The following is a 23,643-nucleotide window of genomic DNA, read 5'->3' on the forward strand; positions in this document are numbered from 1 at the left end:
ATTTTAACATACTTTTGTTGACTTGAATATCTTAAAAGCAATTTTACGTCATACCATTTCTTGAATGTACTAAACCTTATTAAATACAAAAATTTATTTTCTAAAAAAAAAAACTGTGACATTATTAGCCACAGTCCCATGAATAAAAATGCAATTCTAAGTTAATAGATCCCAAATTAATCTTTAATTTGGCTCATTACTTCATCAACAAAGTTATCTTCCTTCTTTTCAATACCTTCGCCAACTTCATAACGGACAAAGGAGAGCACTTTGCCATTCTTTGAAGCAACATATTTACCAACAGTTTGATCAGGATCTTTGACAAACTCTTGATCAACAAGACTAATTTCTGCCAAGAACTTGTTTAAACGACCCTCAACCATTTTTTCAACGATTTTTTCAGGCTTGCCTTCATTTAAGGCTTCTTGGGTCAAGACTTCTTTTTCATGACTCAGTTCCTCAGCGGGAACTTGATCACGGTTGACATACTTGGGATTAATTGCAGCTACATGCATTGCAACATCTTTTGCAGTTGCTTCATCGGCACCCTCAAGAACAACTAATGTTGCGATCTTGCCACCCATATGCAAATATGCTCCAAAGTTTTGGCTGTCATTTTTCTCAGCAATCGTGAAACGACGCAAAGTAATTTTTTCACCGATGACCTGTGTTGCTTCAATGATTTCATCGTTCACAGTCCCATTGGCTGTTTTTACCTTCAATGCATCTTCAACAGTTGCTGGCTTTTCTTTCGCAACAGTATTAGCAATTTTTTTAACTAATTCTTTGAATTGGGCATTTTGAGCAACAAAATCTGTTTCTGCGTTAACTTCAACAATTGCAGCCGTATTTCCAACAACTTCAACATCAGCCAACCCTTCAGCCGCAACTCGGTCACTTTTTTTAGCAGCTTTAGCAATTCCTTTTTCACGTAAATAATCAACGGCCTTAGCCATATCTCCATCCACTGCAACGAGGGCTTTTTTAGCAGCCATCATTCCAACACCTGTTTTATCACGCAATTCTTTAACTTGAGAAGCAGAAATCTTTGCCATATCAATGGCCTCCTTAAAAGTTTTTTAATAAAAACTGCCTCAAAACCCAAGGCCCTTAACGTGCCTAACGTTTGAGACAGCCTATGTTTTAACTATTCAGCATCTTTGGTATCGTTTTTGCCTTCAACAGCTTCTACGATGTCTTCAATTGAATCAGCTTTTTTAGTTTCGCCAAATGAATTCTCTGTTAATTTTTCCTGATCTTCACCTTGATGAGCTTCAATAACAGCATCCGCCATCTTAGAAGTAATCAAGCGAACAGCACGAATTGCATCATCATTTGATGGAATCTTAACATCAATTTCATCTGGATCAGCGTTTGTATCAACCATCGCAACGATCGGAATGTTAAGTTTACGTGCTTCCTTAACAGCAATTCTTTCTTTGCGAGGATCAACGATAAACATCACATCTGGAATACGTGGCATATCTTCGATACCGCCAAGGAATTTTTCAAGACGTTCTCTTTGCTTAATCAACAAAGCAACTTCTTTCTTGGGCAAGACATCAAATGTTCCATCTTCAGCCATTGCCTTGATTTCCTTCAAACGTTTGATACGTTTTTGAATTGTATCCCAGTTTGTCAAAGTTCCACCTAACCAACGATGGTTAACGAAATATTGACCAGCACGTTTTGCTTCTTCTTCAATTGCATCTTGTGCTTGTTTTTTTGTTCCAACAAACAGAATAACACCATCATCTTGAGCAGCATCTTTCACAAAGTTATATGCATTATCGATCAGCTTAACTGTTTTTTGTAAATCAATAATGTAAATTCCATTACGTTCTGTGAAAATATACTTCTTCATCTTAGGATTCCAACGACGTGTTTGATGTCCAAAATGAACACCTGCTTCGAGCAATTGTTTCATGGTAATTACTGCCATAATTTGTTACCTCCGATATTGTTTTGTTTTCCTCCCCTAGGCTCATCTGACAGAAGACTCGATACGAGCACCTTTCATGCCATCACGTAGAGTGTGAATTGTTGCCTACACAGCAACCTCTAATATTCTACCTTATTGTTGCTTAAAAAGCAACTTCTATAATTAACAAAGTTAAATTCAAATTCTCTAAATAACTATTGTATCAGCTGTACCTGTTTCACAAACAGCTTTAGCACTATCAAGCGCAACGAAGACCATATTTTTAACTGCCGTTTCCGTGTAAAAGGCCACATGCGGCGTTACAAGAACATTATCAAGTTCCAGCAATTCGCTGAAGACCTTATCTTGCAACTCTTCTTCCCGCAAATCATGGTTAAACAGCGGGCTTTCATTTTCATAAGTATCCAAAGCTGCACCTGCAACTTGACCATTTTTTAAGGCAGCAATCAAATCGGGCGTATTAATAAGCGAACCCCTTGCCGTATTGATAATATATACGCCTTTTTTCATCTTAGCAATGGTCTCAGCATTGATAAGATGATGATCCTTAGGAGTTGCCGGCATATGCATTGTAATGACATCAGATTGTGCAAATAATTCATCATAAGAAGAGACATACATTCCTTCCTTCTCTAACTCTGAATTTGGATAGACATCATAGGCAATGACTTTTGCTCCAAAACCGCGATAAATGTTAATTGCTGCACGACCGATCCGACCGGTTCCAATGACACCAACAGTTAGCGAACGCAGCTCTTTTCCAACAAAAGGCGCCCAACGAAAATCATGCTCTGCCACCTTGCGCCGGAAAACGGTTGTATTACGCAAAAGTTGCATTAATTGCGTGACTGAGAATTCAGCAATCGCATTTGGCGAATATGCCGGAACATTTGTAACCTTGATTCCATTGCTTTTTGCTTCTTCTAAATCAAGATTATCAACGCCAACGTTTCGAATAGAAAAGACTTTAACACCATTTTTGTTTAACTTATCAAACATTTTATTTGGGAAAACGCCTGTTTGTAATGCAAGCACCCCGTCGTAACCTATAGTCCGATCTAGGGTATTCGAATCAAGCGCTCCTTTAACCGTTTTGACTTGGATATCATTTTTCTTTTCCCAAGCTTCAAAATACTGTTGCTCATCCTCACGAGCGTTAAATGCAATAAACTTCATCGTGAACCTCCAACTATATAATATATCTATAATACGGCGGCACAACTCCCACAGCATTCACTAGAATCCAGTGACAATTGCACGACTATCATTGTAACATGAACTCTAGCTGGGTTTAAACTTTTAGCTTGCCTCGTTTCTATGCAAACTTATCAGTTTTTCTTTTCAAGGACAAGAAAATATCATCATTTAGACCACAAGATTTCAAATACGCAACTTTTTTAGCACGGCTCTGATGTTTAAAAGCATACTCTGCCTTCAAAGCCAGCGTTTTTTTTTGAAAAATCTCATAATGTATAATTTTAACTGGACGTCTTTTTTTGACTCTGGTATATTTTGCTCCATGCCCGGTGTTATGAGCATGGAGCCGATGCTTTAAATCTGTGGTAAAACCTCCATACAACGTTCCATCCGCACATAACAAAACATAAAAAAAATACTTTTTAATCTGACTTTTTTCCTCCATACAAAATCTCCTGTACAAACGATCCATACTGATTATCTTCATTATATACTGTTATTGGCGGCAAATAACGAATTCCTTGCTGTCGCCCGTCTTTAATAGCTTCAACCAAAATCATATTAGCCTCACGGCCCTTTTTAGGGTACACCAGCTGAATTTTTTTAGGAGCCAATCTGTTTTTCTGCAGAAGTGTCAAAAGCTCTAAAGAACGCTCTGGCCGATGAACAAAATAAGCTTTCCCATTCATTTTTAGCAAACCACTTGTAATTTTGACGATTTTTTCAAGATTAACTGTAATTTCATGACGAGCAATTGCAAAGTAAGGATTTTCATTTTTTTTACTATCATCCAAATTAGGAAAATACGGCGGATTACAGGTAACCGTATCAAAAGAATCCTTTTCCAAGTATTGATATGCATCAGCTAAATCAATATTCAAGACTTCCATTTGTTCGGCAAGCTTATTTAATTTGATACTTCGTTGCGCCATATCAGCTAAACGTTGCTGAATTTCAACTTCAACAATGCGAGCTTGTGTTTTGGAACTCAGAAAAAGGCCTACTGCCCCATTACCGGCACAGAGGTCCGCGATCCGACCATTCTTTTTCCTAACTGGTTTTGCAAAATTTGCTAGCAAAACCGCATCCAACGAAAAGGAAAAAACTTCTGCACTTTGAATTATCTTAACATCATTTGAATATAACATATCAATTCTTTCATTTTCATTTAAACACATTTTTTTACCTAACCTTATTTAGACTTGCAACTAACTCGAAATTTATGCAATACTAATCACTGAAATATTTTAATTCAGAAAGGAATGTCATCGTGATGTTCTATTCATTTATTCGTGTTGTTGCACGCTGTTTTCTTTTTTTAATTCATGGTAATGCACATTATCAACATAAGGAGAAGCTTCCAACTGGTAACTATATTCTAGTTGGCCCGCATCGGGCATGGTTCGATATGATTTATTTTGCACTTGCCGCTTCACCAAAGAAATTTTCCTTCATGGCAAAATCAGAATTATTCAAGAATCCAATTCTACGCTTTATTTTGGTTCATGCCAACGCTTTTCCTGTAGATCGCAAGCATCCAGGACCATCTGCAATCAAAAAACCAGTTAAATGGCTTAAACAGCGCGATCTCTCCTTAATTATGTTTCCATCTGGAACACGTCATTCACAGAAGCTAAAGGGCGGAGCACTGCTTATCGCAAAATTAGCTGGAGTTCCGCTTGTTCCAGCTGTCTACCAAGGACCTCCAACTTTTAAACAACTTTTTCTCCGTAAACGCGTAACGATCGCATTTGGAGATCCAGTGTACATCGGACGTAAGGATCGTCTGACTGCTGAAGGACAGCAAAAGATTCTCAAGAAACTCCACGATTCTTTTGATGAATTAGATAAAGAAATTGATCCAACTTACCAATATATTGATCCTAAAACGTTAAAGAAATAAAAAAGGAGCTCCATAAAGGAGCTCTTTTTTTATTTCTTTTTCTTATTTTGTGCCTTCATTGCATTCATCATCTGATGTAGTTTCTTTTCTGATGGTTTTTGTCCCATTTGCAACATCATTGCTTTCAGCATATTCTCATCAATTGGAGGATTCTTCTTCAAGTAATTTTCCATATACTTGCGCGCTGCAAAAAAGCCGCCGGCAAAACCCACGATCAATGCAAGAATTGCAATAAGTACCCAGATCGTCGTTGACATCAACAATTGCTCCTTTCAAGTCACTTCTTCTCTAATTTTACACAACTACCCTTAAAAAATAAAGGACATATCTTAAAATATAAAAAAACTAATCATCACGCAATCCTTTTTTTCGTTGAATTTTTTTTACTTTTTCTGGTGTGACTTCTTTTCCCTTTTTATCGAAAACCTGCATCATCTCAATATTACTTCTGAATGTTTCACGAAAAAGTGCCAAGTATGTCTCCCGCAGGCTTTTTTGCTCTTCAAGTTCAGTTTGTGAAAGACCACTCGTTTTTTTCTTTTTGGCTAATTCATTAATACGATCAATCAACTTTTGTGGTATTTTTTCAGTCATCGTTAGTTCACTCCTAGTTTCACTTTAATTTGACAAAGAACATCATACAAGAAACACAAGTGTTCTTCAAATAATCAACACGAACATTTGTTTGTAACTAAAACTCTTTTGTGCTAAAATCTAACTATTAACTTAGTAATTGGGGTGTCATAAATGACAAAGGCTTCTGAAAAAAGGCAAATGGCTGTTCTACACTTCATATATGAACGAGTCAACGAAAAGGGGTATCCGCCAACAGTTCGCGAGATCTGTCAAGCAGTTGATCTTTCTTCAACTTCAACGGTCCACGGACACCTTGCACGACTAGAAAAAAAAGGATTTCTTCAAAAAGATCCAACCAAACCACGTGCAATCGAATTAACTGCGGCTGGTTTGGAAGCACTTGGAATAGAGGAACACGCAGATTCAATTCCAGTTTTAGGAACTGTAACTGCTGGAGCACCCATTCTTGCCGTTGAAGAAGCAACAGAATATTTTCCACTGCCGCCGAACATAGAGTCAGCAAATGACCTCTTCATGTTAACCATACGCGGTAAAAGCATGATTAACGTTGGGATCTTAAATGGCGATAAAGTGATTGTCCGAAAACAGCGATATGCCGATAATGGAGATATCGTAATTGCGATGACCGAGGAGAACGAGGCAACATGCAAACGTTTCTTCAAAGAAGATGATCATGTTCGTTTGCAACCAGAGAATGATTCAATGGATCCCATCATTTTGGATTCGGTTTTGATTCTTGGGAAAGTCATTGGTTTATATCGGAACTTCCTTTAAAATAGCACGTATTTATTACAAAAACTAGGATTACATACGAGGCTGCTCAATAGCTTAAGAATTGTTGAGCGTCGACGTTACAATCCTAGTTTTTTTGTGTGTTTTTGTCCCGTTTTACCTTTAATGCATTCGACATTTCTAATAATTCTTCAGCATGTTCAAGCGTTAGTTTAGTAATTGTTGTTCCTGCAAGCATACGTGCTAACTCATTTACACGTTCACGCGTACTCATTTTTTTAATAGACGTTTCCGTCCTTCCGCTTGCAGTAGTATGCTTAGCAAGGAAGTAATGATGATCACTGATAGCTGCCACCTGCGGCAGATGGGTAATGCACAGCACTTGAGAGTGCGATGCTATTTGACTGATTTTTTCAGCTATCGCTTGGGCAACACGGCCGCTAACCCCCGTGTCCACCTCATCAAAAATGATGCTGGTGACACCTTGAGTTTGTGCAAAAATTGTTTTTAGTGCAAGCATAATACGAGACAACTCGCCTCCTGAAGCAATTTTTGCTAAAGGTCCCATTGCTTCGCCTGGGTTTGTCTGAATATAAAACTCAACCTCATCTATGCCCTCACGCCCGAGTTCAACTTTCACACGTCTAAATTTGACTTCAAAAAGCGCTTTATCCATGAAAAGCTCTTTTAACTGCCGGTGGACATCTTTTTGCAGCTTTTTCGCCGCTTCATGACGTTTGCCTGACAATTTGTTTGCGAGTTGACTAGCTGTCTCAAAAGCAGTCTGCACAGCTTCTTTTTGCTGTTCACTGTTATCTTCAGTTTTTTGCATCTCGGATAACTCTTTAGAAATTTTTTGCTGATATTTAATAATCTGTTGAATTGAGTCACCGTATTTGTGTTCTAGCTGATGAATCAACTCCAACCGCTGAACAATCTCATTTAGACGATCTTCATCCCATTCCATCATATCTAGTTCACCTGATATTTCATGCGCAGCATCTTGGAGCGCATAGAAAGCATCTGCGAATCCTTCACTAATCGTACGTAGTTTATCTGAATAAGAAGCAATGTTGTTGAGTTCCTCCATTGCCCCTCCGATTTGACCTAACGTATCAGTTGTTTCGCCAGATAGTAACTGATAGCTTCTCAGAAGTGCACTCCGAATAGTCTGATAATTTTCCAATTGATTTTTTTCAGCACTCAGTTTTTCTTCTTCACCCATCTTCAGATCAGCATCTTCGATCTCTTTAACTTGAAATTTCAGCATATCAAGTCTTTGTACCCATTCCTTTTCGTTTGCTTCTTTTTTCTTCAAAGCTGCTTTTAAAGAATTATACTTATGAAAAGCATGCACATACTGCTCCTTTAGCGGAACAAAAGAAGGAATATACTCATCAAGAAGAGCTATATGTCTGTCCGTTTTCATTAATTCTTGATGCTCATTTTGACCATGAATATCAATCAGTTTTTCACCAATTTGTTTGAGTACTGACAGGTTAACAAGAATCCCGTTTACTCGGCAGACACTGCGCCCACTACGATAGAGATCACGCTGCAAAATTAAGCCATCATCTTCAAGCTCTATTCCAAGTTCATTCAAAAGTACATTCAATTTATCATTCGGAGAAAGCGTAAAAAGCCCTTGCAGCATTGACTTGTTTGCACCTTTACGGATGAATTCCTGTGAAGCACGACCACCTGCTAAAAGCCCCAATGCATCGATCACAATTGACTTACCGGCTCCTGTTTCACCTGTCAAAACTGTCATTCCTGCCTGAAATTCGATATCCATTTTTTCAATAATCGCAAAATCCCTAATTGTGAGTTCCTGTAACATCGAACCATCCCTTTGATCATCTAAATTAACCGATAATCATAATCTTTTAATGACTAATGTAATTGTTACTCTGCCATATCTATTAATATTTTTCTAACTTCGTGGGTCTTCTCATTCGAAGCTGCAATGACTAACACCGTATCATCATCGCCAATCGTTCCAAAAATTTGTTCTAATTTGAGCTGATCAATTAAACTTGCTACTGCCGGACCATTTCCTGGTAAAACTTTAATCAAGAAAAATTCATTTTGAATTTTGGAGGAAACGTATGCATCTCGCAACGTATGCCTTAACTTTTTCTCCGCATCCATTTTTTTCTCTGTTGGCATACTGTATTGATAATTACCATCAAGTGAAGGCAACTTGATTAACTGCATTTCTTTAATATCACGTGAAATCGTTGCCTGCGTTACATCAATTCCCCGTTCTCTTAAAAGTTTAACAATATCCTCTTGCCGATCAATACTATTTTGTTGTATTAGCGTTTTTATTGCTTTTTGTCTCTCTTGCTTTCGCATTACAGTCACCAACCTCTAAAATAATATTCGCATTTATACCTAATAATAGCCTATATTGTATAAATATTAAAGAATAATTGAATTTGAACTAAAGCCGCTTTACTTTAAAACTGTATAAGCTGCCTCGAGTACTTCTTCGATACTTATCTGTTCAGAAAGCTCTAACTTCTGAGTGACACTGCGTAAGTGAACGAGGAATTCAATATTGCCCTCACCGCCAGTAATAGGTGAAAAGTCCAGGCCGCGAACGTCATAACCAGTCTCCAGTGCAAAAGAAATAATTTTTTTCAAAACAGTTTTATGCACTTTCTCGTCGCGAACAATACCATGCTTACCGACATTCTCTTTTCCAGCCTCAAATTGAGGCTTAATCAGCGCAACAACATCGCCACCTGGAACAATAATCTCGTGTAGTGCCGGTAAAATCAGCTCAAGAGATATAAAAGAGACATCGATTGTTGCGAAATCTGGCTGACCATGGGTAAAATCTTCTAACTTACTATAGCGAAAATTCGTATTTTCCATGACCACAACACGCGGATCTTGACGTATTTTCCATGCTAATTGATTTGTGCCGACGTCTAGTGCGTAACTCATTTTAGCCTGATTCTGCAAAGCAACATCCGTAAATCCGCCTGTCGATGATCCGATATCCAACACTACTTTGTCTTTGATACTTAGATCAAAAACTTTCAATGCCTTATCAAGCTTGAAGCCGCCACGGCTGACAAAAGGCATCTTAACACCTTTGAAATGAAGCTGTGTAGCCTCATCTATTTTCATTCCAGGTTTGTCAATCCGTTCTTCATTCTTGCCTAATATCTCACCTGCCATAACAGCTCTTTTAGCTTGCTCACGCGTGGCAAACAGCCCTTGCTTTACTAATAAAACATCAACACGTTCTTTTTTCATTTAATTTTCCTTCTCGCAAAATAATCTAAAAAGCCGCTCAACAATTCAGTTTTCATTCCCATTTTCTCTAAAATATCTAAACTGGCTTGGGCCTTAAGTATGGCTGCATCCAATTGCCGATAAGCCCCGTCGAGTCCCATCAGCTCTGGATATGTATTCTTGTGCTCCGACTGATCTTTATGAACAGCTTTGCCCATTTGCTTTTCCGTGGAGACAACATCCAAGATGTCATCATAAATCTGAAAAGCCAACCCAAAAGACATTGCAAATTGATGCAATTCTGCCTGCTGTGCAGCAGATAGAGCGCTTAGGACGCCACCTGCATAGCATGAATAGTCAATTAAAGCGCCCGTTTTACACTGATGCAGTTCTTGCAGCTGTGCAAGCGTAAGCTGTTTGTTTTCACCTTGAATGTCTGCAACCTGACCACTGACCATACCTTGCGGCCCAGCAGCTTTAGCTAAAGCAGACATTAAAGTTGCTTTAATGCTGTCGTCTAAATTGGTTTTTCCAATACATTCGAATGCCGTCGTTAGCAAACCATCTCCTGCTAATACTGCAATTGCTTGTCCAAATTTCTTATGGTTTGTCAACTGTCCTCGTCGAAGATCATCATTATCCATCTCTGGAAGATCATCATGTATCAATGAATAAGTATGCAATAACTCTAAACTGGCAGCAACTGCATAAACATCCTTATCTATTTTTCTTCTTGACTCACAGCAGATTGCAAGAATTAGCATAGGCCTAATTCGTTTACCACCTGCAGATACAGAATAAAGCATCGCATCTTTAAGTGTCCGTTCACCATTCAAATTTGATAAATAGCTTTCAAGATAATCGTTAAGAACCGATAGATGTTGAAGTTGAAAACGTTCCAGCTCACTTTTCATTGTCTTCGTCCCGCTCAAACTTCTCTTCGTTACCATTCTGATCCATTACTCTGGTTAGTGTTTTCTCTGCGTTCTCAAGCTTAAATTGTAACTCCTTGCTAAGTTCCATTCCACGCTGAAACTTTTCAAGCGATTTTTCCAATGGAATGTCGCCTTTTTCTAAATTTTGCACAATTTCTTCAAGCTCAGTTAGATTTTCTTCAAACGTTGGTTTGTCAGTCATTACTCTGATCCTCCTTAATTTTCTTGATTTCGGCAGCAGCAGTACCATCCGCAAAATGAATTTCAATTTGCTGTGTAGTTTTCAATCGCTTAACCGACTTAATGACGTGCTTATCTTGAGAAACATAACTATACCCACGTGACATAATTTTTAAAGGACTCAACATGTCCAAGCTTACCATTGCTGCTTGAACTCTTTGTTCTTTTCTTTCGAGATAAGTTAATCCAGCATTGCGGATCCTTTGCTGAAGATACTCAATATTTTTTTTATTTAAACGTACACTTTCAATCGGAGCTACTTCACGCAACCGTGATAACATGTGCTGCAGCTTTAACTCGTTTTCAGTATATATCGCTTGCATAGCTTGCCTAGCTCTTTTATCAAAATAATCAAGTTTTTGGAGATAGCCTTCATAGAGTCGCTCTGGCTGTTGAAAAACATAAGATCCCTGGAGTTTGACCAACTGCTGCGTTTTTATTTTCAATTCAGCCTTAAAAGCTTGGTAAAGCCGCATTTTCAACTGATTGATCTTTAGGATTTCATCTCCCAGCACAGGAACAGCAAGTTCAGCAGCAGCTGTCGGTGTCGCTGCTCTAACATCTGCCACTAAATCTGCAATTGTCGTATCTGTTTCATGACCGACAGAAGAAATCACAGGTATTTTGCAATCATAAATAGCACGCGCAACTATTTCTTCATTGAAAGGCCATAGATCTTCAATCGATCCGCCGCCGCGCCCAATTATTAGCGTATCAAAACTATTTGAGCGTTCGACACAGTGAATCTTCTCCACGATATCAGCAGCTGCACTTTCGCCCTGAACAAGTGCAGGGAACAACACTAGCTGTACTATGGGGTACCTTCGTCTAACAGTCGTCATGATATCCTTGATGACAGCTCCAGAACGGCTCGTAATAACAGCTATTTTTTTAGGAAAGATAGGTAACTCTCGCTTAGGCGCAGAGAAGAGCCCTTCGGCTGCGAGCTTCTTTTTCAGCTGCTCATAAGCTTGATATAAAGCCCCTACGCCATCCGGCTCCATCTTTTCCACATAAATCTGATAATTACCAGTTGCTTCATAAAGGGAGATTCGCCCAACAACTAGGACCTTCATACCTTCCTCAGGTTTAAATTTTATTTTTTCAAAAGATGAACGAAACATGATGGCACTGATTTTCGCGCGTTCATCTTTCAAACTGAAATATTGATGAGCATTAGGACGTACACGAAAATTTGAGATTTCTCCCGTGAGATAAACACGTCCTAAATAAGGATCTGCATCAAACTTGCGCTTCAAATATTTTGTTAAAGCGCTAACTGTTAGATACTTTTCTATTGACAATTTGGACACTCCGTTCTGCAAACTTAACTGTTTGTTCCATTAACATTGCGATCGTCATTGGCCCGACTCCCCCCGGAACAGGCGTTAGATAAGAAGCTACTTCAGCCACCCCTTTTTGCTCAACATCACCGACTAGCTTCCCCTCACCGTTCCGATTCATTCCAACATCGATTACAACTGCTCCAGGCTTTACATCCTCTTTTTTTATGAAAGATGCTCGCCCAACTGCCGCAATCAGAATATCTGCTTGCCGCGTGAATTCAGAAAGATTTTTGGTTTTACTGTGTGTGACCGTCACAGTCGCATCATTATTTAACATCATCGCCGCCATCGGACGGCCAACAATGTTACTTCGTCCTACTATCACAACATTCTTCCCTGCAATCGGTAATTTATATTTTTCAAAAAATTGCATAATCCCATGTGGTGTGCAAGGTAAAGAATGCGGATTATTCATAAACAAATGTCCGATGTTAACAGGATGAAAACCGTCTACATCTTTTTCTGGTTCTATTGCACATGTAATTTTCTCTTCACTTATTTGTTTGGGCAAAGGCAGTTGGACAAGTATCCCGTGAACAGAATTATCCTCATTATATTTTTTTATGTGCAGAAGTAATTCCTTTTCAGTAATGTTTTTCGGAAACTTTATATCAATCGTTTTAATTCCAACTTTTTCAGCAGCACGATGTTTGTTACGCACATAAACCTTGCTCGCTTCATCTTCACCCACTAGGATTACTACTAATTTGGGGATGATTCCCTTCTCTTTCAATATCTTCACTCTTTGTTCCAATTTGTTGCGTATTTCCTTAGACAACTCTTTCCCATCCAACAGTTTTGCGACCATTCTACTCATCCTCATCATTATTTACTTAAAGTATATTTTAGCATATCTTCTTTTCTTTCTATAGGTCAATCCAAACTCATTTAAAATAAGCAAATGAAATAAGCGGTTAAGACTGACCTTTTCAGTAGTCTTAACCGCTCACTTGTAAACCCAAGTTTTCAAATGTTCTTAGTCGTTTATTGAGTGTCATTCTTTTCAGTTATCAAATTAGACAAAACTCCGTTTATAAAACGACGTGATTTCTCATCGCTGAATTCCTTCGACAACTGCAGTGCTTCATTAACTGCAACCTTCTCAGGCACTCCATCTTCAAACTTTGCTTCATAGATTGCGATACGCAAAATAAGCAAATCAGTCTTGTTCAACCTTGAAATACTCCATTTACTGCTCAAATGTGCAGTAATAACCTGATCAAGCTCTTCTTTTTTAGCTGACACACCTTCCACCAGTTTAGTTAAATACACCGGCATTTCAGCATCAACATTAGTTTTGTCTTCACTTTGAATTTGAGTATACAGTTCTGCTATATTCGTCTCCGAATTGCTTTCAAGTGCAAATAGTATTTGAAAAACAATACGTCGAATAGTATGTCTTGTCATGCTCACTTATTGTCACCATTTTCTTCGCCAAACAGATCGTCTGGATCAACACCCTGGGCCTTTTTTTCAGGAACCACACCTTGAACGTAAACGTCAACCATTTTGAGTTCCAATCCTGTCATAAACAATAATTGCTGCTTAACCTTTTCCTGAATCTCCAATGCTACCTTAGGAACAGAAACACCATAATTAAGAAAAGCATATATCTCAACTTTTAATGCATCTTCGTCTTGTTCAAGTTTAATACCTTTACCGCGGCTCTTGCGTCCAAACAATTCATTCAAACTGTTTGCCAGCGAACCTCGCATCGAGTAGACACCTTCGACTTGTTTGGCAGCAATTCCTGCTATAATCTCAATAACTTCAGGTGCAACTTCTATCTGACCCAGTGCAGGTTTTTGACTAGTTAAAACAATACTTTTACTCTCAGCCATCGATAAGTACCTCCTCTAAGCTTTAGGCGCGGGAAATATAACTTCCATCTTGTGTATTGATCGTTAAGACATCATCCTCGTTGACAAAAAAAGGAACTTGTACAATTAACCCTGTTTCCAAAGTTGCGGGTTTAGAACCGCCTGAAGCCGTGTCACCTTTGATTCCTGGTTCTGTCGCAGTAACTTTCAAGTCAACTGTATTAGGAAGGTCCACTCCCAGAGTCTCATTGCCATACATAATGATGCTAACAAGCATATTTTCTTTCAAGTAGTTCAGTTCATTCTTAATCTTCTCTTCTGGCAACTCCAATTGTTCATATGTTTCCGTGTCCATGAAGACGTAGTTCGTACCATCTGCATATAAATATTGCATTTTACGGTTGTCAATTTGCGCACGTTCAACTTTTTCACCTGCGCGGAAAGTTTTTTCCTGAACGGCACCTGTTCGTAAGTTTTTAAGTTTTGAACGTACAAATGCGCTGCCCTTTCCTGGCTTAACGTGTTGAAACTCCACAACACGCCAAAGTTCACCATTTACTTCGATGGTCAAACCGTTTTTAAATTCGTTTACTGAAATCATAATGATCCTCCTACAAATCTCTGAATTATATGCCCTTTGTAAAACTCACTCTACTTAGGAAAAACTTCAATACACATCTTCAGATTCTATTGATTACAGTTAATAATATCAATAAAAACCCTTAAAATGCAAGTCTATCCTTCAATCTCTCTATAGCTGTGCTCAAAATCCGTTAAGATTTCATATCCGTTTTTTGTAACTAAGATGTCATCTTCTATTCTAACACCGCCAGTATCGGGAACATAAATTCCCGGCTCAATTGTAATAACCTCTCCCGCTAATAATTCATTCGAAAAACCATGTCCAATATTGGGTAGTTCATGGATCGACAAGCCAATTCCGTGACCCATTCCATGATTGAAGAAAGCACCAAACCCAGCATCTTCAATAAAGGAACGTCCTATTTTATCCAATTCGTCACCTGAAATGCCCGGCCTGATTGCTGCAATTGTTTTTTGCTGCGCCTGTAAAACAGTTTCGTAAATCCTCCTGATTTCAGCTGGTTGTTGGCCTAACGCAAAAGTCCGTGTTACATCTGACGTGTATCCTTGATAGTAATAACCGAAATCAAGTGTCACCAAGTCATTAGGAGCAATCCGCTGAGAAGAAGCAACAGCATGCGGCCATGCTGTTCTCTCCCCGCTAGCTACTATCGTTGGAAATGATCTTTCACTTGCACCGTTTTGTTTCATATAAATGTCTATCCAATTTGCCAGCTCAACTTCAGAGCAACCAGGCCTTACCACCTGTAGGAAATTACGATAACACTTGCCTGCAAGTGCCGTTGCTTCTTTGATAATCTTAATTTCATCCGGCTCTTTAACTGAACGTAGCTTCTCGATAACGTTCGTAATTGGGACAATATCACAAACAGCATTTTCATCAAGATAATCATATTGACGATAAACTAACGAATCCTCGAACCCAAGAACTGTTAACTTTAACCGTTCAGCTAGTCTACAAACTTCTCCGATATAGTCTCTCGTAATTACAATTCTCCAGCCTGTCAGCTCCTCTTGGGCCTGCTGTTCAAAGCGGCTGTCTGTCAGCAGATACTGCTCATCGTTTGTAATCAGCAGAACTCCTGCGTCGCCAGTAAAACCGCTTAGATAGAAAATATTCACTGGATCTGTCACCAAAAAGGAGTCAAGACTCATCTGTTCTAGTTGAGTTAATAATTTCATGATTCTTTTAGCATTCACTTGATGACCTCCCAAAAACAGTCATGAAAAAACAAAAAAGACCAACACAAAACGGTCTGTCTCGCATTGGTCTTATAATGAAACGTTTTTTATTCAGCTACTGGGTAAACTGACACTTGTTTCTTGTCACGACCCTTACGTTCGAAACGAACAACGCCGCTGACCTTAGCAAACAATGTATCATCGCCGCCCAATCCAACATTCGCACCTGGATAGATACGTGTTCCGCGTTGACGGTAAAGGATGGAACCACCCGTAACAACTTGTCCATCAGCACTCTTTGCGCCTAAACGCTTAGATTCTGAATCACGGCCGTTAGCTGTGGAACCACCACCCTTTTTATGAGCAAAGAATTGTAAGTTCATTAACATAGTTAAGTGCACCTCCCTAAATTCAATCGATTATTTTAATATATTCAGCGTAATTTTTTACAATATCGCGCAAACCAAGTTCGAAATTAGCTAATAACAACTGAGCATCACTGTTATCCAACCCTTGTTGGTCCAGTTCAACCTTCAGATAGCCGCCTTCCTCTTCATTCGCGTTGACCTTGGGAACAGCCTGTGCGAGCTTCTCCAGTCCATTGATCGTACTGATCGCCAAGACTGAAACAGCTGCACAAACAATATCCTGCCCATACTCTCCAGAATCTGCATGGCCTGTCAATTCAAAACCACATTTTTTCTGATTCTTATCAAAGAAACGGACTTTTATCATCGCCAAGGCCCCACTTTCATCACTAACTAAGCGTTGATAGCATCAATGACAACCTTTGTATATGGTTGACGATGGCCTTGCTTTGTATGTGAATGCTTTTTAGCCTTGTACTTGAAAGTAACAACTTTCTTAGCACGGCCTTGTTTTTCAACTGTTCCTGTAACACTGGCACCATCGATGAATGGTTTGCCAACAACAGTCTTATCTCCACCAACTAAAACGATACGGTCAAAAGTAACCTTTTCACCTGCGTCGGCAGCAATTTTTTCAACGTAGATAGCTTGACCAGCTTCTACCTTCAATTGTTTACCACCTGTTTCAATAATTGCGTACATTTGTGCACCTCCTTATGATTTCTTAGACTCGCCGTAATGTAGTGACCCAAGATCAATGCTCTCAAGTTCTTAAACTTAAAACGTGCGGTTGCAGTTGTGGCATGCACAAATACAACACTCAAATGATAGCAAAAAACAAGCGAATCGTCAATCTTTTTTACTAATTCATTTTCCGTTTTCAAAAACCTATCCTCTAAAACAAAAAAGCTAAGATGCTATAAGGCATCCTAGCTATTACTGCCGTAATGGCGCGGGAGAGATTCGAACTCTCGACCGTCCGCTTAGAAGGCGGATGCTCTATCCAGCTGAGCTACCGAGCCATAAACAACACTAACTATTATAGGATGATTCTACCTATGTTGTCAAAACTTTTTTTGAAAATATTCTTACTTTATTAATAATCTATAAACAAGCATTATAATTGAAACATTCGTGTAATCATGTGATAATATTGTAAATGAAATGTAATATATAGAAAAGGGATGGTTTGAATGATACAATTTCTAGCACTTATTGGTATTTTGCTCCTTGCTGGTATTATTCAGCTTTACGACAACCAACGCAAAACTCGCAGCGGCTATAAGCATTTCAAAGATGATGTGCAGCAAGATAAGCTTTTAGGTAAATGACCTCGTTTTTCTGAAACTTGCAATAATTAACTCTTGCTTAATTATATTATTATAGTAATAACTCAAGTAGCAGCTGCTTTTAAAAGCTAACCAGCTGAATCAAAAAGCTGCAACCACTATATCGGTTGCAGCTTTTTGATATAACTTGAAAATCTTATTTTTGTAATGCACCTGTCGCCTTGTTGAAGTAATAAGTTTTTCCATTAACACGTTATTGACCATATTGCATTTGGTTCTTGCTATTGTAATAAACTGTCTTATGCTGATTGGCAATGTGTTATTTATTACTAAATAAATAACTTCTTAAAAAAATAAAAAAGACCTTCTCCCAACATAATGGTAGATAAGGCCTTAACTCAAATCGCCATGAATCTAACTGTGACTGTTTAAGCTTTAATCAGTAAATTTTTCAAAATACTTCTCTTCAATCTGTGCAGGTGTATACCCCAGTTCAACCAGACCAAATTTAAGCAGAATATGCCAAGCATGCAAAAAAGGTTCATTTTGCCGCTCAAAAAAGCTTTTATTCAGCTGCTGCTGCAGAATCATAAACAAATTTGCAAATGAGTGGCTTACCCACTTCTGCCGCAAGCGGTCAGTTTCTTCATCCGAAAGCAGCATCAAGTATGTCCACTTTTGATGATTACCAACTCTGCAGAATGCACACAGAACATCGCAATAACTCGCAAGTATGTCTGTGTCTTTCATTTTCTGGGCTGTTTTTGAAAAAAGAACTGCCAGTGTGTTGTTTAACTTAAGATACAAAATCGCTATTTTTTCTTCGTCTGTAAACTTTTCAACTAGCGATCTGTCTTCAAAATGCCGTGCGGCATCGATCATTTCTTTTATCTTCAAGCCCAGCTCTCTCCTTTGTCCTTAGTTAAAATATAACGAATCGGATCTCACTTCTAGATCAGATAGGTTATCAAGATACCATTCCCTAATAAATTGATATTGGAGCAAAATGTCAAACCACGAAACTTGGTGTTCAGTATCATTAACTTTGATTACCCATTCAGATACACCTGCGTTATCTTGTGAACCTTTATCAAATAAAGTAACAACTGTTCCACCATTCAGGTTTAAAATAGCTTCATTCTGCGGACCGACTTTTAGCATTCTACCTCCGTCAGCAGCCATCACAAACAATTGATCGATGATACTATGCGAAATTTGCGGATTCGACAATTGATAAACCGCACTGTTGGATGGATCCAATAAATTAAAATCAACATCAAAACCGTAGTCCTCTTTGAAGAAACGTCCGAGATTCAACAGATAATTTTCAAAACTTTTAATAGCTTCAACGCGAATTTTCTTCGGGTAATCTACAAGCAGCAGTTGAGCGAGGGACCGACTGTTGAAACGTACAATATTTTTGTGAAAATTCAAGTAAAAAATAATTTCACCGGAATTTTTTTCGGTATAATATGCCCCGTCAGTTGTTCCTTTTTCAAGCTGGAAAACAAAATAGCCCTGCGTATTTATCCCCGGGAACTCATGATATAGTTCCCGATTTCTATCAGACGACTGCAAGATTACCTTCTCGCTATTATGTAATTCCAATAAACGATTCAAGAAAATCAAATAAAAATCAGCCCGGCTGTACTGCTGCGGAAAAACAAGATAAGAGTTGTCCAAGTGATAATTAACAAGTTTCTGTGCCGCTTCAAATAAGGTCTGCGGTTCTTTTGTTTGAACCAACTTATCTAAGAGCTGCGTAAAATGAATTCCATTATGCAGACTATCTTTTAACTCTTGGTTATATGACATCAAACGGCCTGTTGTACTTAAAGTTGCAGCACTTTCCCTGATACTTTTGTTTGTTGCCTCATTCTTGTCTTCCACCTTCGGTTCAAAGGTCACTGTCTTCTTCTCGTCTTTCTCATTCATTGATCTTCACCCGCCCTTTTGTGGCGATTAAATCAGCAATGTAATCGCGATAAAGCGATTCGTTGCGTGCGGTAAAGTTCTCAAAGCTGCCAAACTTGGCAACAATACTTTGCTTTTCATAACCAATTAGCGTGTCCTCTTTTGAAAGAACCAGCACTTTTTCTTCACTTTCCCGAATAATCTTATACGCTTGCTGTGCTTTTTCATCCTGATCAGTTAAAAAAGATAAACGTTCAACTAATTTCTGCTTGGCCTCTTTAGCCTTGGATGCTTCCCACGGTAAAACCTTGTCCTGCGCTAATTTTTTCAACTGCAGTCTAACCTTTTCTTTTTCCTGATCGCGACTATCTTGTGAGTCTATCAACGATTGTAATTGATCTGTTTGCTGCGATATTTCTGCAATCTTATCACTGTTCAATCTTTTTTTCTGTGTTTCAAGTTTGAATGCAAGTTCTAACTTTTTATATTCCGTCTGGTCAAAATTAAACTTAACTTTAAGAACATCTAAGGCTCCAAAAAGCCGCCGATCCCACCAATTTCCAAAATAAAACTGAAAATGGCCTAGACTAGTCTGTTCAAAATAAAAAAAAGGATAAGTTTCACGGAGATATGCAATCAAGTTACCACTAAGATACTGACTAAGCTTATCTGAAATATCAAGAACAAGTTGTTCATTTCTTTCATCTGAGGAACCGTGCTTGGCCTGCAGAATTTCTTTGGAATAGCGTTCACCATCTATCAGCTGATAAACTAAACGGTCATCTTGATCTTGAATCGCCGCTGCCAAGGTCTGCAAATACCTTGCTTTGTTCGCAACCGCCTTTGACAATTCAGTCGTTGCAAGCACATGTTCCCGTTGTATTACACTGTCCTGTATATTCGCCAAATCTATCTCCCCTTATCAACAACTACCTGTTTAAAGCCTTACTAAATGAAAAAAACATTAGACGGCCCATTTTGTGTCCAAAAACAGCAGAGGTTATTTATAATTCTAAAATTATTGCACTAATGTATGACATTATTATAACATTTCCTAATAAAACAACTCAATAATATAACTACCGCCTTAACAATTGACCCTTGTTTTGCAATCGTTGCATTGCCAGTGTTTATTTTTTGAGATACTGCCGCTGATATTCTGTGACCCCTGTCAAAATAAAGCTAGCTGAATCATTCACATAATCAAGTTTCCGTGTCTCGACATCATATAGCTGATCATTGAATAGTTCCTCATATTCTGCAACACTGACTTCTTTGCGATGGCCTAATATTTGCGCGTAGTCGACCCCCATCAAACCTTCTTTGAACTTCTCCTGCAGAATACCTGAATAAAATTCAGCCTCTGCTCCCGAACCATAACTGAACAAGCCAATTCTTGAACCAGCTGCCAGCTGCTCGCTGTTCTGTAATAAGGATACCAGACTCAGGTAAAGCGAACCGGTATACAGATTACCGACAATCTGATTGAATTTACGCGCATTTTCAAATTCTTGCGTGAGGCGCGCTGCCAGAGCAGGATCAGTACCAACAAGTAGCTGGCGCAACCCCTTCAAGCCTAACTTGGTATACGGTAAATGGAACAGTAACGCATCAAAATCTTTAAGTACAAGACCCGTTTTCTTTTGATAGTCATTCCAAACCTGCGCAAGAAATTCTAAATAAACATTCGAAGAATACTTACCATCAACCATGGCTTCAGTTTTACCTAAAGGCCGCCAAAAGTCCATGATATCCTGCGTATAATATGTACTTTCCTTACTTAGCGCTAAAATTCGAGGCTCAGCACTCACTAAAATTGCAACTGCACCACCTCCCTGAGTGGGTTCACCAGGGACACTCAGTCCATAACGCGCAATGTCAGCTCCGATTACCAAAACTTTACTTTCTGGGGAAAACGCCACATGTTCTTTAGCAAGCTGTATTCCAGCCGTCGCTCCATAACATGCCTGCTTTACCTCTATTGCACGAACATTAGGCTGCAAATCCAGGAGCCGCACCAAATAAACAGCTGCTGCTTTTGAATTGTCGATACCCGATTCAGTCGCAAAAATCACAAAGTCAATTTGTTTTTTGTCTTCATCTGTCAATATTTTATTTGCAGCATTAGCCGCCATCGTCACAACATCCTGGGTCGGGGGAATAACAGACATCTTTTCTTGACCGATCCCAATTAAATATTTATTTGGATCCTCTTGTCTTGCATGAGCTAGTTTAGCCATGTCAACATACAAATCAGGGGTGAAAAAGCCCAACTTATCAATTCCAATTTCCATAAAACTTTCACTCCTCAATCTTTTTTATAATTCTATCATACATGAAAAAAGTTTCTAAGGGATATTGCACCCTCAGAAACTTTACTTGATCATTTAATTATACAATTTTAATTATCAAAAAAACCAACGCCCATAAAAACATACTCATAAATACACCATTGAACAAACCTTTAAAAAACTTCATACTTTCATCTCCAATGAGGTGCTGGTAAAGCTATACTTTGTCTTACACACCACCAGTTTAACTGGAATTGAGATATTTTTGATCTGTTTGTTGCTATTTTAACTTTTTATTAACCTCTTTTAAGTTTTTTTAGCATAGACAATTTCTAAATCTCTTAATTCGTCTCTTGGTATATTTTTCAACTATTGTACAATAGTACTAAAGGAGGGATTCTAGTGTCTGATATTTTAATCGTTACCACCGAAAATATTCCTGGTAAAAGATATGAAGTTATTGGAGAAGTCTTTGGTTTAACTACACAGTCAAAAAATATTTTCAGAAATATTGGAGCTTCACTCAAAAATCTCGTCGGCGGCGAGATAAAGGATTATTCGAAAATGCTTGAAGAATCAAGAATGGTTTCACTTGAGCGGCTTAGAAAAAATGCCCAAGCAATGGGTGCAGATGCAGTCGTTATGATGCGTTTTGATTCTGGGTCAATTGGGACCGACATGCAATCAGTTGCAGCTTACGGAACAGCTGTCAGATACGTTTAAAGTACCTGTGTAATAAATATTGAGACAAATTTTGGAGGAAACAATGAAAGTCATTAATGTTGAATTAACCGTTAAACCCGAACTACAAGCTGAGTATGAAAATTTTGTAAATGAATTGGTAGAACATTCCGCTGCCGAACAAGGCAACATCTCATACAGTCACTTTAAAAAGTTAAATACTGACTTCGAATATGAAATTATTGAACACTGGAAAGATCAAGATGCTGTTGCCAGTCATAATGAAACACCCCATTTTCAAAAATTCTTAGCTCATATTGGAGACTACGTTACTAAAGCACCTGTTATTATTCGTATGGATTACAATGCTTGATTAATTACCTGATCACAAAAGAGAAGCTTTCTGCCGTGTTTTACGTTTTTTTGCTGGCAAAAGCTTCTCTTTTTGTATTTTGTTATAATCTGCATTTAAATATATTTTAAAAATATTGATATATTTTTTTGACAATTCGTCTGCCTATATTAGGCGTTCGAAAACTCTTTTCAAAGGCTCGATCTTCTTCACACGATCAGCAACTTGGCCCGCCATAAAGGCACCCTTAACAACATCCCCCTTGGTAACTGCATCTCTTAACGAGAGTGCCTGATTATTCTCACCAAGGTCAAGGACTCTAGCAGGGAAGCCTGCATTCGACTTCTTGATAGTCGTCCCTGGATTACTTGCAGAAATGATCAGTTTCTTGTATTTTGGCGCTATTTCAGCCTCCTCAGTTGCCAGAAAAATGGTGCCCGCCTGTCCACCTTGCGCTCCTAAACACTTGACCGCTTCAATCGAAGACTTGTCATATATTCCGCCAGCAGCGATCACCGGTATATCAGTGATTGCTGTCACCTGCGGCAAAACCGTCAGCAAGGTTTCAGTTCCAATATGCCCACCAGCTTCCATACCCTCAACAATTAATCCATCAATCGCAAGTGTCAGCATTTTCCTAGCAATCTTGAGCGTTGGAACTACGGGATAAATTTTTATTTGCGCAGATTTTAACTGCTCAATAAAAGATTTTGGAGTTCCCGCCCCAGTTGTAACAACTGCAACCTTCTCCTCGCAAATCACTTTGCATAATGCTGAAGCATTTTTCTCAAATAAAACTAAATTAACCCCAAAAGGTCTCTTAGTCATTCTTTTAGTCTGTCGGATCATATCTCGCAATTCAGAAGCAGTCCGGCCGCCACTGGCAAGTATGCCTAAGCCGCCTTCATTTGACACCGCCGCCACTAAAGTTGGGGTTGCGATCCATGACATCGCTCCCTGAAAAATCGGATACTTCAGCCCTATATCTTGATACCACATTTC

31 protein-coding genes, 1 tRNA gene and 1 other annotated feature are annotated in these 23,643 nt (G+C 38.7%); of the genes, 5 read left to right on the top strand and 27 right to left on the bottom strand.

The genetic code is table 11. From position 1 onward, the window contains the following. Positions 1–176: 176 nt before the first annotated feature. From tsf to FC19_RS04180, 5 genes are all read right to left on the bottom strand, one after another. Complete coding sequence (gene tsf, locus FC19_RS04160) at positions 177–1,055, bottom strand: translation elongation factor Ts (protein ID WP_057875732.1); 879 nt, start codon at positions 1,053–1,055, stop codon at positions 177–179. A 92-nt stretch (positions 1,056–1,147) separates the two neighbouring features. After that, positions 1,148–1,942, bottom strand: coding sequence for a 30S ribosomal protein S2 (gene rpsB / locus FC19_RS04165; RefSeq protein WP_057875733.1), 795 nt, complete (start codon positions 1,940–1,942; stop codon positions 1,148–1,150). Between the two features lie 186 nt (positions 1,943–2,128). Further along, on the bottom strand, positions 2,129–3,118 hold the full coding sequence (locus FC19_RS04170) for a D-2-hydroxyacid dehydrogenase (protein ID WP_057875734.1): 990 nt from the start codon (positions 3,116–3,118) through the stop codon (positions 2,129–2,131). 139 nt (positions 3,119–3,257) lie between these two features. Further along, positions 3,258–3,584 (bottom strand): GIY-YIG nuclease family protein, encoded by a 327-nt coding sequence (locus FC19_RS04175; RefSeq protein ID WP_057875735.1) that lies wholly within the window; start codon positions 3,582–3,584, stop codon positions 3,258–3,260. Next, on the bottom strand, positions 3,562–4,317 hold the full coding sequence (locus FC19_RS04180; RefSeq protein WP_057875736.1) for a tRNA1(Val) (adenine(37)-N6)-methyltransferase: 756 nt from the start codon (positions 4,315–4,317) through the stop codon (positions 3,562–3,564). Before FC19_RS04180 ends, FC19_RS04175 begins: the two co-directional genes overlap by 23 nt. A 95-nt stretch (positions 4,318–4,412) precedes the next feature. On the opposite strand from FC19_RS04180, the gene FC19_RS04185 reads away from it, so the two are divergent. Then, positions 4,413–5,042, top strand: coding sequence for a lysophospholipid acyltransferase family protein (locus FC19_RS04185; RefSeq protein WP_057875737.1), 630 nt, complete (start codon positions 4,413–4,415; stop codon positions 5,040–5,042). Positions 5,043–5,071: 29 nt separating this feature from the next. Here the strand turns inward: FC19_RS04185 and FC19_RS04190 are convergent, their stop codons facing one another. Both FC19_RS04190 and FC19_RS04195 read right to left on the bottom strand, forming a co-directional pair. After that, entirely contained in the window at positions 5,072–5,299 is a 228-nt protein-coding gene (locus tag FC19_RS04190) for a YneF family protein (RefSeq protein WP_057875738.1), read from the bottom strand. Between the two features lie 88 nt (positions 5,300–5,387). Next, on the bottom strand, positions 5,388–5,636 hold the full coding sequence (locus FC19_RS04195) for a DUF896 domain-containing protein (protein ID WP_057875739.1): 249 nt from the start codon (positions 5,634–5,636) through the stop codon (positions 5,388–5,390). A 153-nt stretch (positions 5,637–5,789) separates the two neighbouring features. On the opposite strand from FC19_RS04195, the gene lexA reads away from it, so the two are divergent. Further along, the gene (gene lexA / locus FC19_RS04200) at positions 5,790–6,413 is read left to right on the top strand and encodes a transcriptional repressor LexA (RefSeq protein WP_057875740.1); all 624 of its coding nucleotides are present in this window, start codon (positions 5,790–5,792) and stop codon (positions 6,411–6,413) included. Between the two features lie 85 nt (positions 6,414–6,498). Here the strand turns inward: lexA and recN are convergent, their stop codons facing one another. From recN to FC19_RS04275, 15 genes are all read right to left on the bottom strand, one after another. Beyond that, positions 6,499–8,211: a DNA repair protein RecN gene (gene recN, locus FC19_RS04205; RefSeq protein ID WP_057875741.1), complete on the bottom strand. Its 1,713-nt coding sequence runs from the start codon at positions 8,209–8,211 to the stop codon at positions 6,499–6,501. Between the two features lie 65 nt (positions 8,212–8,276). After that, positions 8,277–8,729, bottom strand: a complete 453-nt coding sequence (gene argR, locus FC19_RS04210; protein WP_057875742.1) for an arginine repressor — start codon at positions 8,727–8,729, stop codon at positions 8,277–8,279. Positions 8,730–8,828: 99 nt separating this feature from the next. Next, positions 8,829–9,641: a TlyA family RNA methyltransferase gene (locus tag FC19_RS04215; protein ID WP_057875743.1), complete on the bottom strand. Its 813-nt coding sequence runs from the start codon at positions 9,639–9,641 to the stop codon at positions 8,829–8,831. Further along, entirely contained in the window at positions 9,638–10,534 is an 897-nt protein-coding gene (locus tag FC19_RS04220; RefSeq protein ID WP_057875744.1) for a polyprenyl synthetase family protein, read from the bottom strand. Before FC19_RS04220 ends, FC19_RS04215 begins: the two co-directional genes overlap by 4 nt. Next, positions 10,524–10,757 (bottom strand): exodeoxyribonuclease VII small subunit, encoded by a 234-nt coding sequence (locus tag FC19_RS04225; RefSeq protein WP_057875745.1) that lies wholly within the window; start codon positions 10,755–10,757, stop codon positions 10,524–10,526. The genes FC19_RS04220 and FC19_RS04225 overlap by 11 nt, the downstream gene beginning before the upstream one ends. After that, positions 10,750–12,099: an exodeoxyribonuclease VII large subunit gene (gene xseA, locus FC19_RS04230; RefSeq protein ID WP_057875746.1), complete on the bottom strand. Its 1,350-nt coding sequence runs from the start codon at positions 12,097–12,099 to the stop codon at positions 10,750–10,752. The genes FC19_RS04225 and xseA overlap by 8 nt, the downstream gene beginning before the upstream one ends. Further along, positions 12,071–12,949 (bottom strand): bifunctional methylenetetrahydrofolate dehydrogenase/methenyltetrahydrofolate cyclohydrolase FolD, encoded by an 879-nt coding sequence (folD, locus tag FC19_RS04235; protein ID WP_057875747.1) that lies wholly within the window; start codon positions 12,947–12,949, stop codon positions 12,071–12,073. The genes xseA and folD overlap by 29 nt, the downstream gene beginning before the upstream one ends. A 176-nt stretch (positions 12,950–13,125) precedes the next feature. After that, positions 13,126–13,548, bottom strand: coding sequence for a transcription antitermination factor NusB (nusB, locus tag FC19_RS04240; protein ID WP_057875748.1), 423 nt, complete (start codon positions 13,546–13,548; stop codon positions 13,126–13,128). A gap of 2 nt (positions 13,549–13,550) precedes the next feature. Beyond that, positions 13,551–13,982: an Asp23/Gls24 family envelope stress response protein gene (locus FC19_RS04245; protein WP_057875749.1), complete on the bottom strand. Its 432-nt coding sequence runs from the start codon at positions 13,980–13,982 to the stop codon at positions 13,551–13,553. A 22-nt stretch (positions 13,983–14,004) separates the two neighbouring features. Then, the gene (gene efp / locus FC19_RS04250; RefSeq protein WP_057875750.1) at positions 14,005–14,562 is read right to left on the bottom strand and encodes an elongation factor P; all 558 of its coding nucleotides are present in this window, start codon (positions 14,560–14,562) and stop codon (positions 14,005–14,007) included. Between the two features lie 134 nt (positions 14,563–14,696). Then, positions 14,697–15,746, bottom strand: a complete 1,050-nt coding sequence (locus tag FC19_RS04255; RefSeq protein ID WP_083488365.1) for a M24 family metallopeptidase — start codon at positions 15,744–15,746, stop codon at positions 14,697–14,699. 107 nt (positions 15,747–15,853) lie between these two features. Beyond that, on the bottom strand, positions 15,854–16,135 hold the full coding sequence (gene rpmA, locus FC19_RS04260) for a 50S ribosomal protein L27 (RefSeq protein WP_057875752.1): 282 nt from the start codon (positions 16,133–16,135) through the stop codon (positions 15,854–15,856). Between the two features lie 22 nt (positions 16,136–16,157). Then, the gene (locus FC19_RS04265) at positions 16,158–16,481 is read right to left on the bottom strand and encodes a ribosomal-processing cysteine protease Prp (protein WP_057875753.1); all 324 of its coding nucleotides are present in this window, start codon (positions 16,479–16,481) and stop codon (positions 16,158–16,160) included. Between the two features lie 26 nt (positions 16,482–16,507). Continuing rightward, the gene (gene rplU, locus FC19_RS04270) at positions 16,508–16,816 is read right to left on the bottom strand and encodes a 50S ribosomal protein L21 (protein ID WP_057875754.1); all 309 of its coding nucleotides are present in this window, start codon (positions 16,814–16,816) and stop codon (positions 16,508–16,510) included. Positions 16,817–16,830: 14 nt separating this feature from the next. After that, positions 16,831–16,916, bottom strand: a sequence feature (ribosomal protein L21 leader region). Positions 16,917–17,062: 146 nt separating this feature from the next. Then, a tRNA-Arg gene (locus FC19_RS04275) sits at positions 17,063–17,136 on the bottom strand. Between the two features lie 171 nt (positions 17,137–17,307). Here FC19_RS04275 and FC19_RS11460 point away from each other — a divergent pair. Further along, positions 17,308–17,445 carry a hypothetical protein gene (locus tag FC19_RS11460; RefSeq protein WP_157061255.1) on the top strand — a complete coding sequence of 46 codons (138 nt, stop codon included), beginning with the start codon at positions 17,308–17,310 and terminating at the stop codon, positions 17,443–17,445. A gap of 393 nt (positions 17,446–17,838) precedes the next feature. Here the strand turns inward: FC19_RS11460 and FC19_RS04280 are convergent, their stop codons facing one another. The 4 genes from FC19_RS04280 to FC19_RS04295 form a co-directional block, all read right to left on the bottom strand. After that, positions 17,839–18,300 carry a hypothetical protein gene (locus FC19_RS04280; protein ID WP_057875755.1) on the bottom strand — a complete coding sequence of 154 codons (462 nt, stop codon included), beginning with the start codon at positions 18,298–18,300 and terminating at the stop codon, positions 17,839–17,841. A gap of 21 nt (positions 18,301–18,321) precedes the next feature. Continuing rightward, on the bottom strand, positions 18,322–19,338 hold the full coding sequence (locus FC19_RS04285; RefSeq protein ID WP_057875756.1) for a hypothetical protein: 1,017 nt from the start codon (positions 19,336–19,338) through the stop codon (positions 18,322–18,324). Next, the gene (locus FC19_RS04290; protein WP_057875757.1) at positions 19,331–20,224 is read right to left on the bottom strand and encodes a hypothetical protein; all 894 of its coding nucleotides are present in this window, start codon (positions 20,222–20,224) and stop codon (positions 19,331–19,333) included. Before FC19_RS04290 ends, FC19_RS04285 begins: the two co-directional genes overlap by 8 nt. 223 nt (positions 20,225–20,447) lie before the next feature. Continuing rightward, a complete protein-coding gene (locus tag FC19_RS04295; protein ID WP_057875758.1) occupies positions 20,448–21,611 on the bottom strand; it encodes a hydroxymethylglutaryl-CoA synthase in 1,164 nt (387 codons plus the stop codon). A 399-nt stretch (positions 21,612–22,010) separates the two neighbouring features. Between FC19_RS04295 and FC19_RS04300 the strand changes: the two genes are divergently transcribed. After that, positions 22,011–22,331 (top strand): heavy metal-binding domain-containing protein, encoded by a 321-nt coding sequence (locus tag FC19_RS04300; RefSeq protein ID WP_057875759.1) that lies wholly within the window; start codon positions 22,011–22,013, stop codon positions 22,329–22,331. 43 nt (positions 22,332–22,374) lie between these two features. Further along, positions 22,375–22,662: a putative quinol monooxygenase gene (locus FC19_RS04305; protein ID WP_057875760.1), complete on the top strand. Its 288-nt coding sequence runs from the start codon at positions 22,375–22,377 to the stop codon at positions 22,660–22,662. Between the two features lie 144 nt (positions 22,663–22,806). Here the strand turns inward: FC19_RS04305 and FC19_RS04310 are convergent, their stop codons facing one another. Next, a complete protein-coding gene (locus FC19_RS04310; RefSeq protein ID WP_057875761.1) occupies positions 22,807–23,640 on the bottom strand; it encodes an NAD(P)H-dependent flavin oxidoreductase in 834 nt (277 codons plus the stop codon). Between the last annotated feature and the right edge of the window lie 3 nt (positions 23,641–23,643).

It is taken from the genome of Liquorilactobacillus aquaticus DSM 21051, assembly GCF_001436755.1.
Taxonomy (GTDB): Bacteria; Bacillota; Bacilli; order Lactobacillales; family Lactobacillaceae; genus Liquorilactobacillus; species Liquorilactobacillus aquaticus.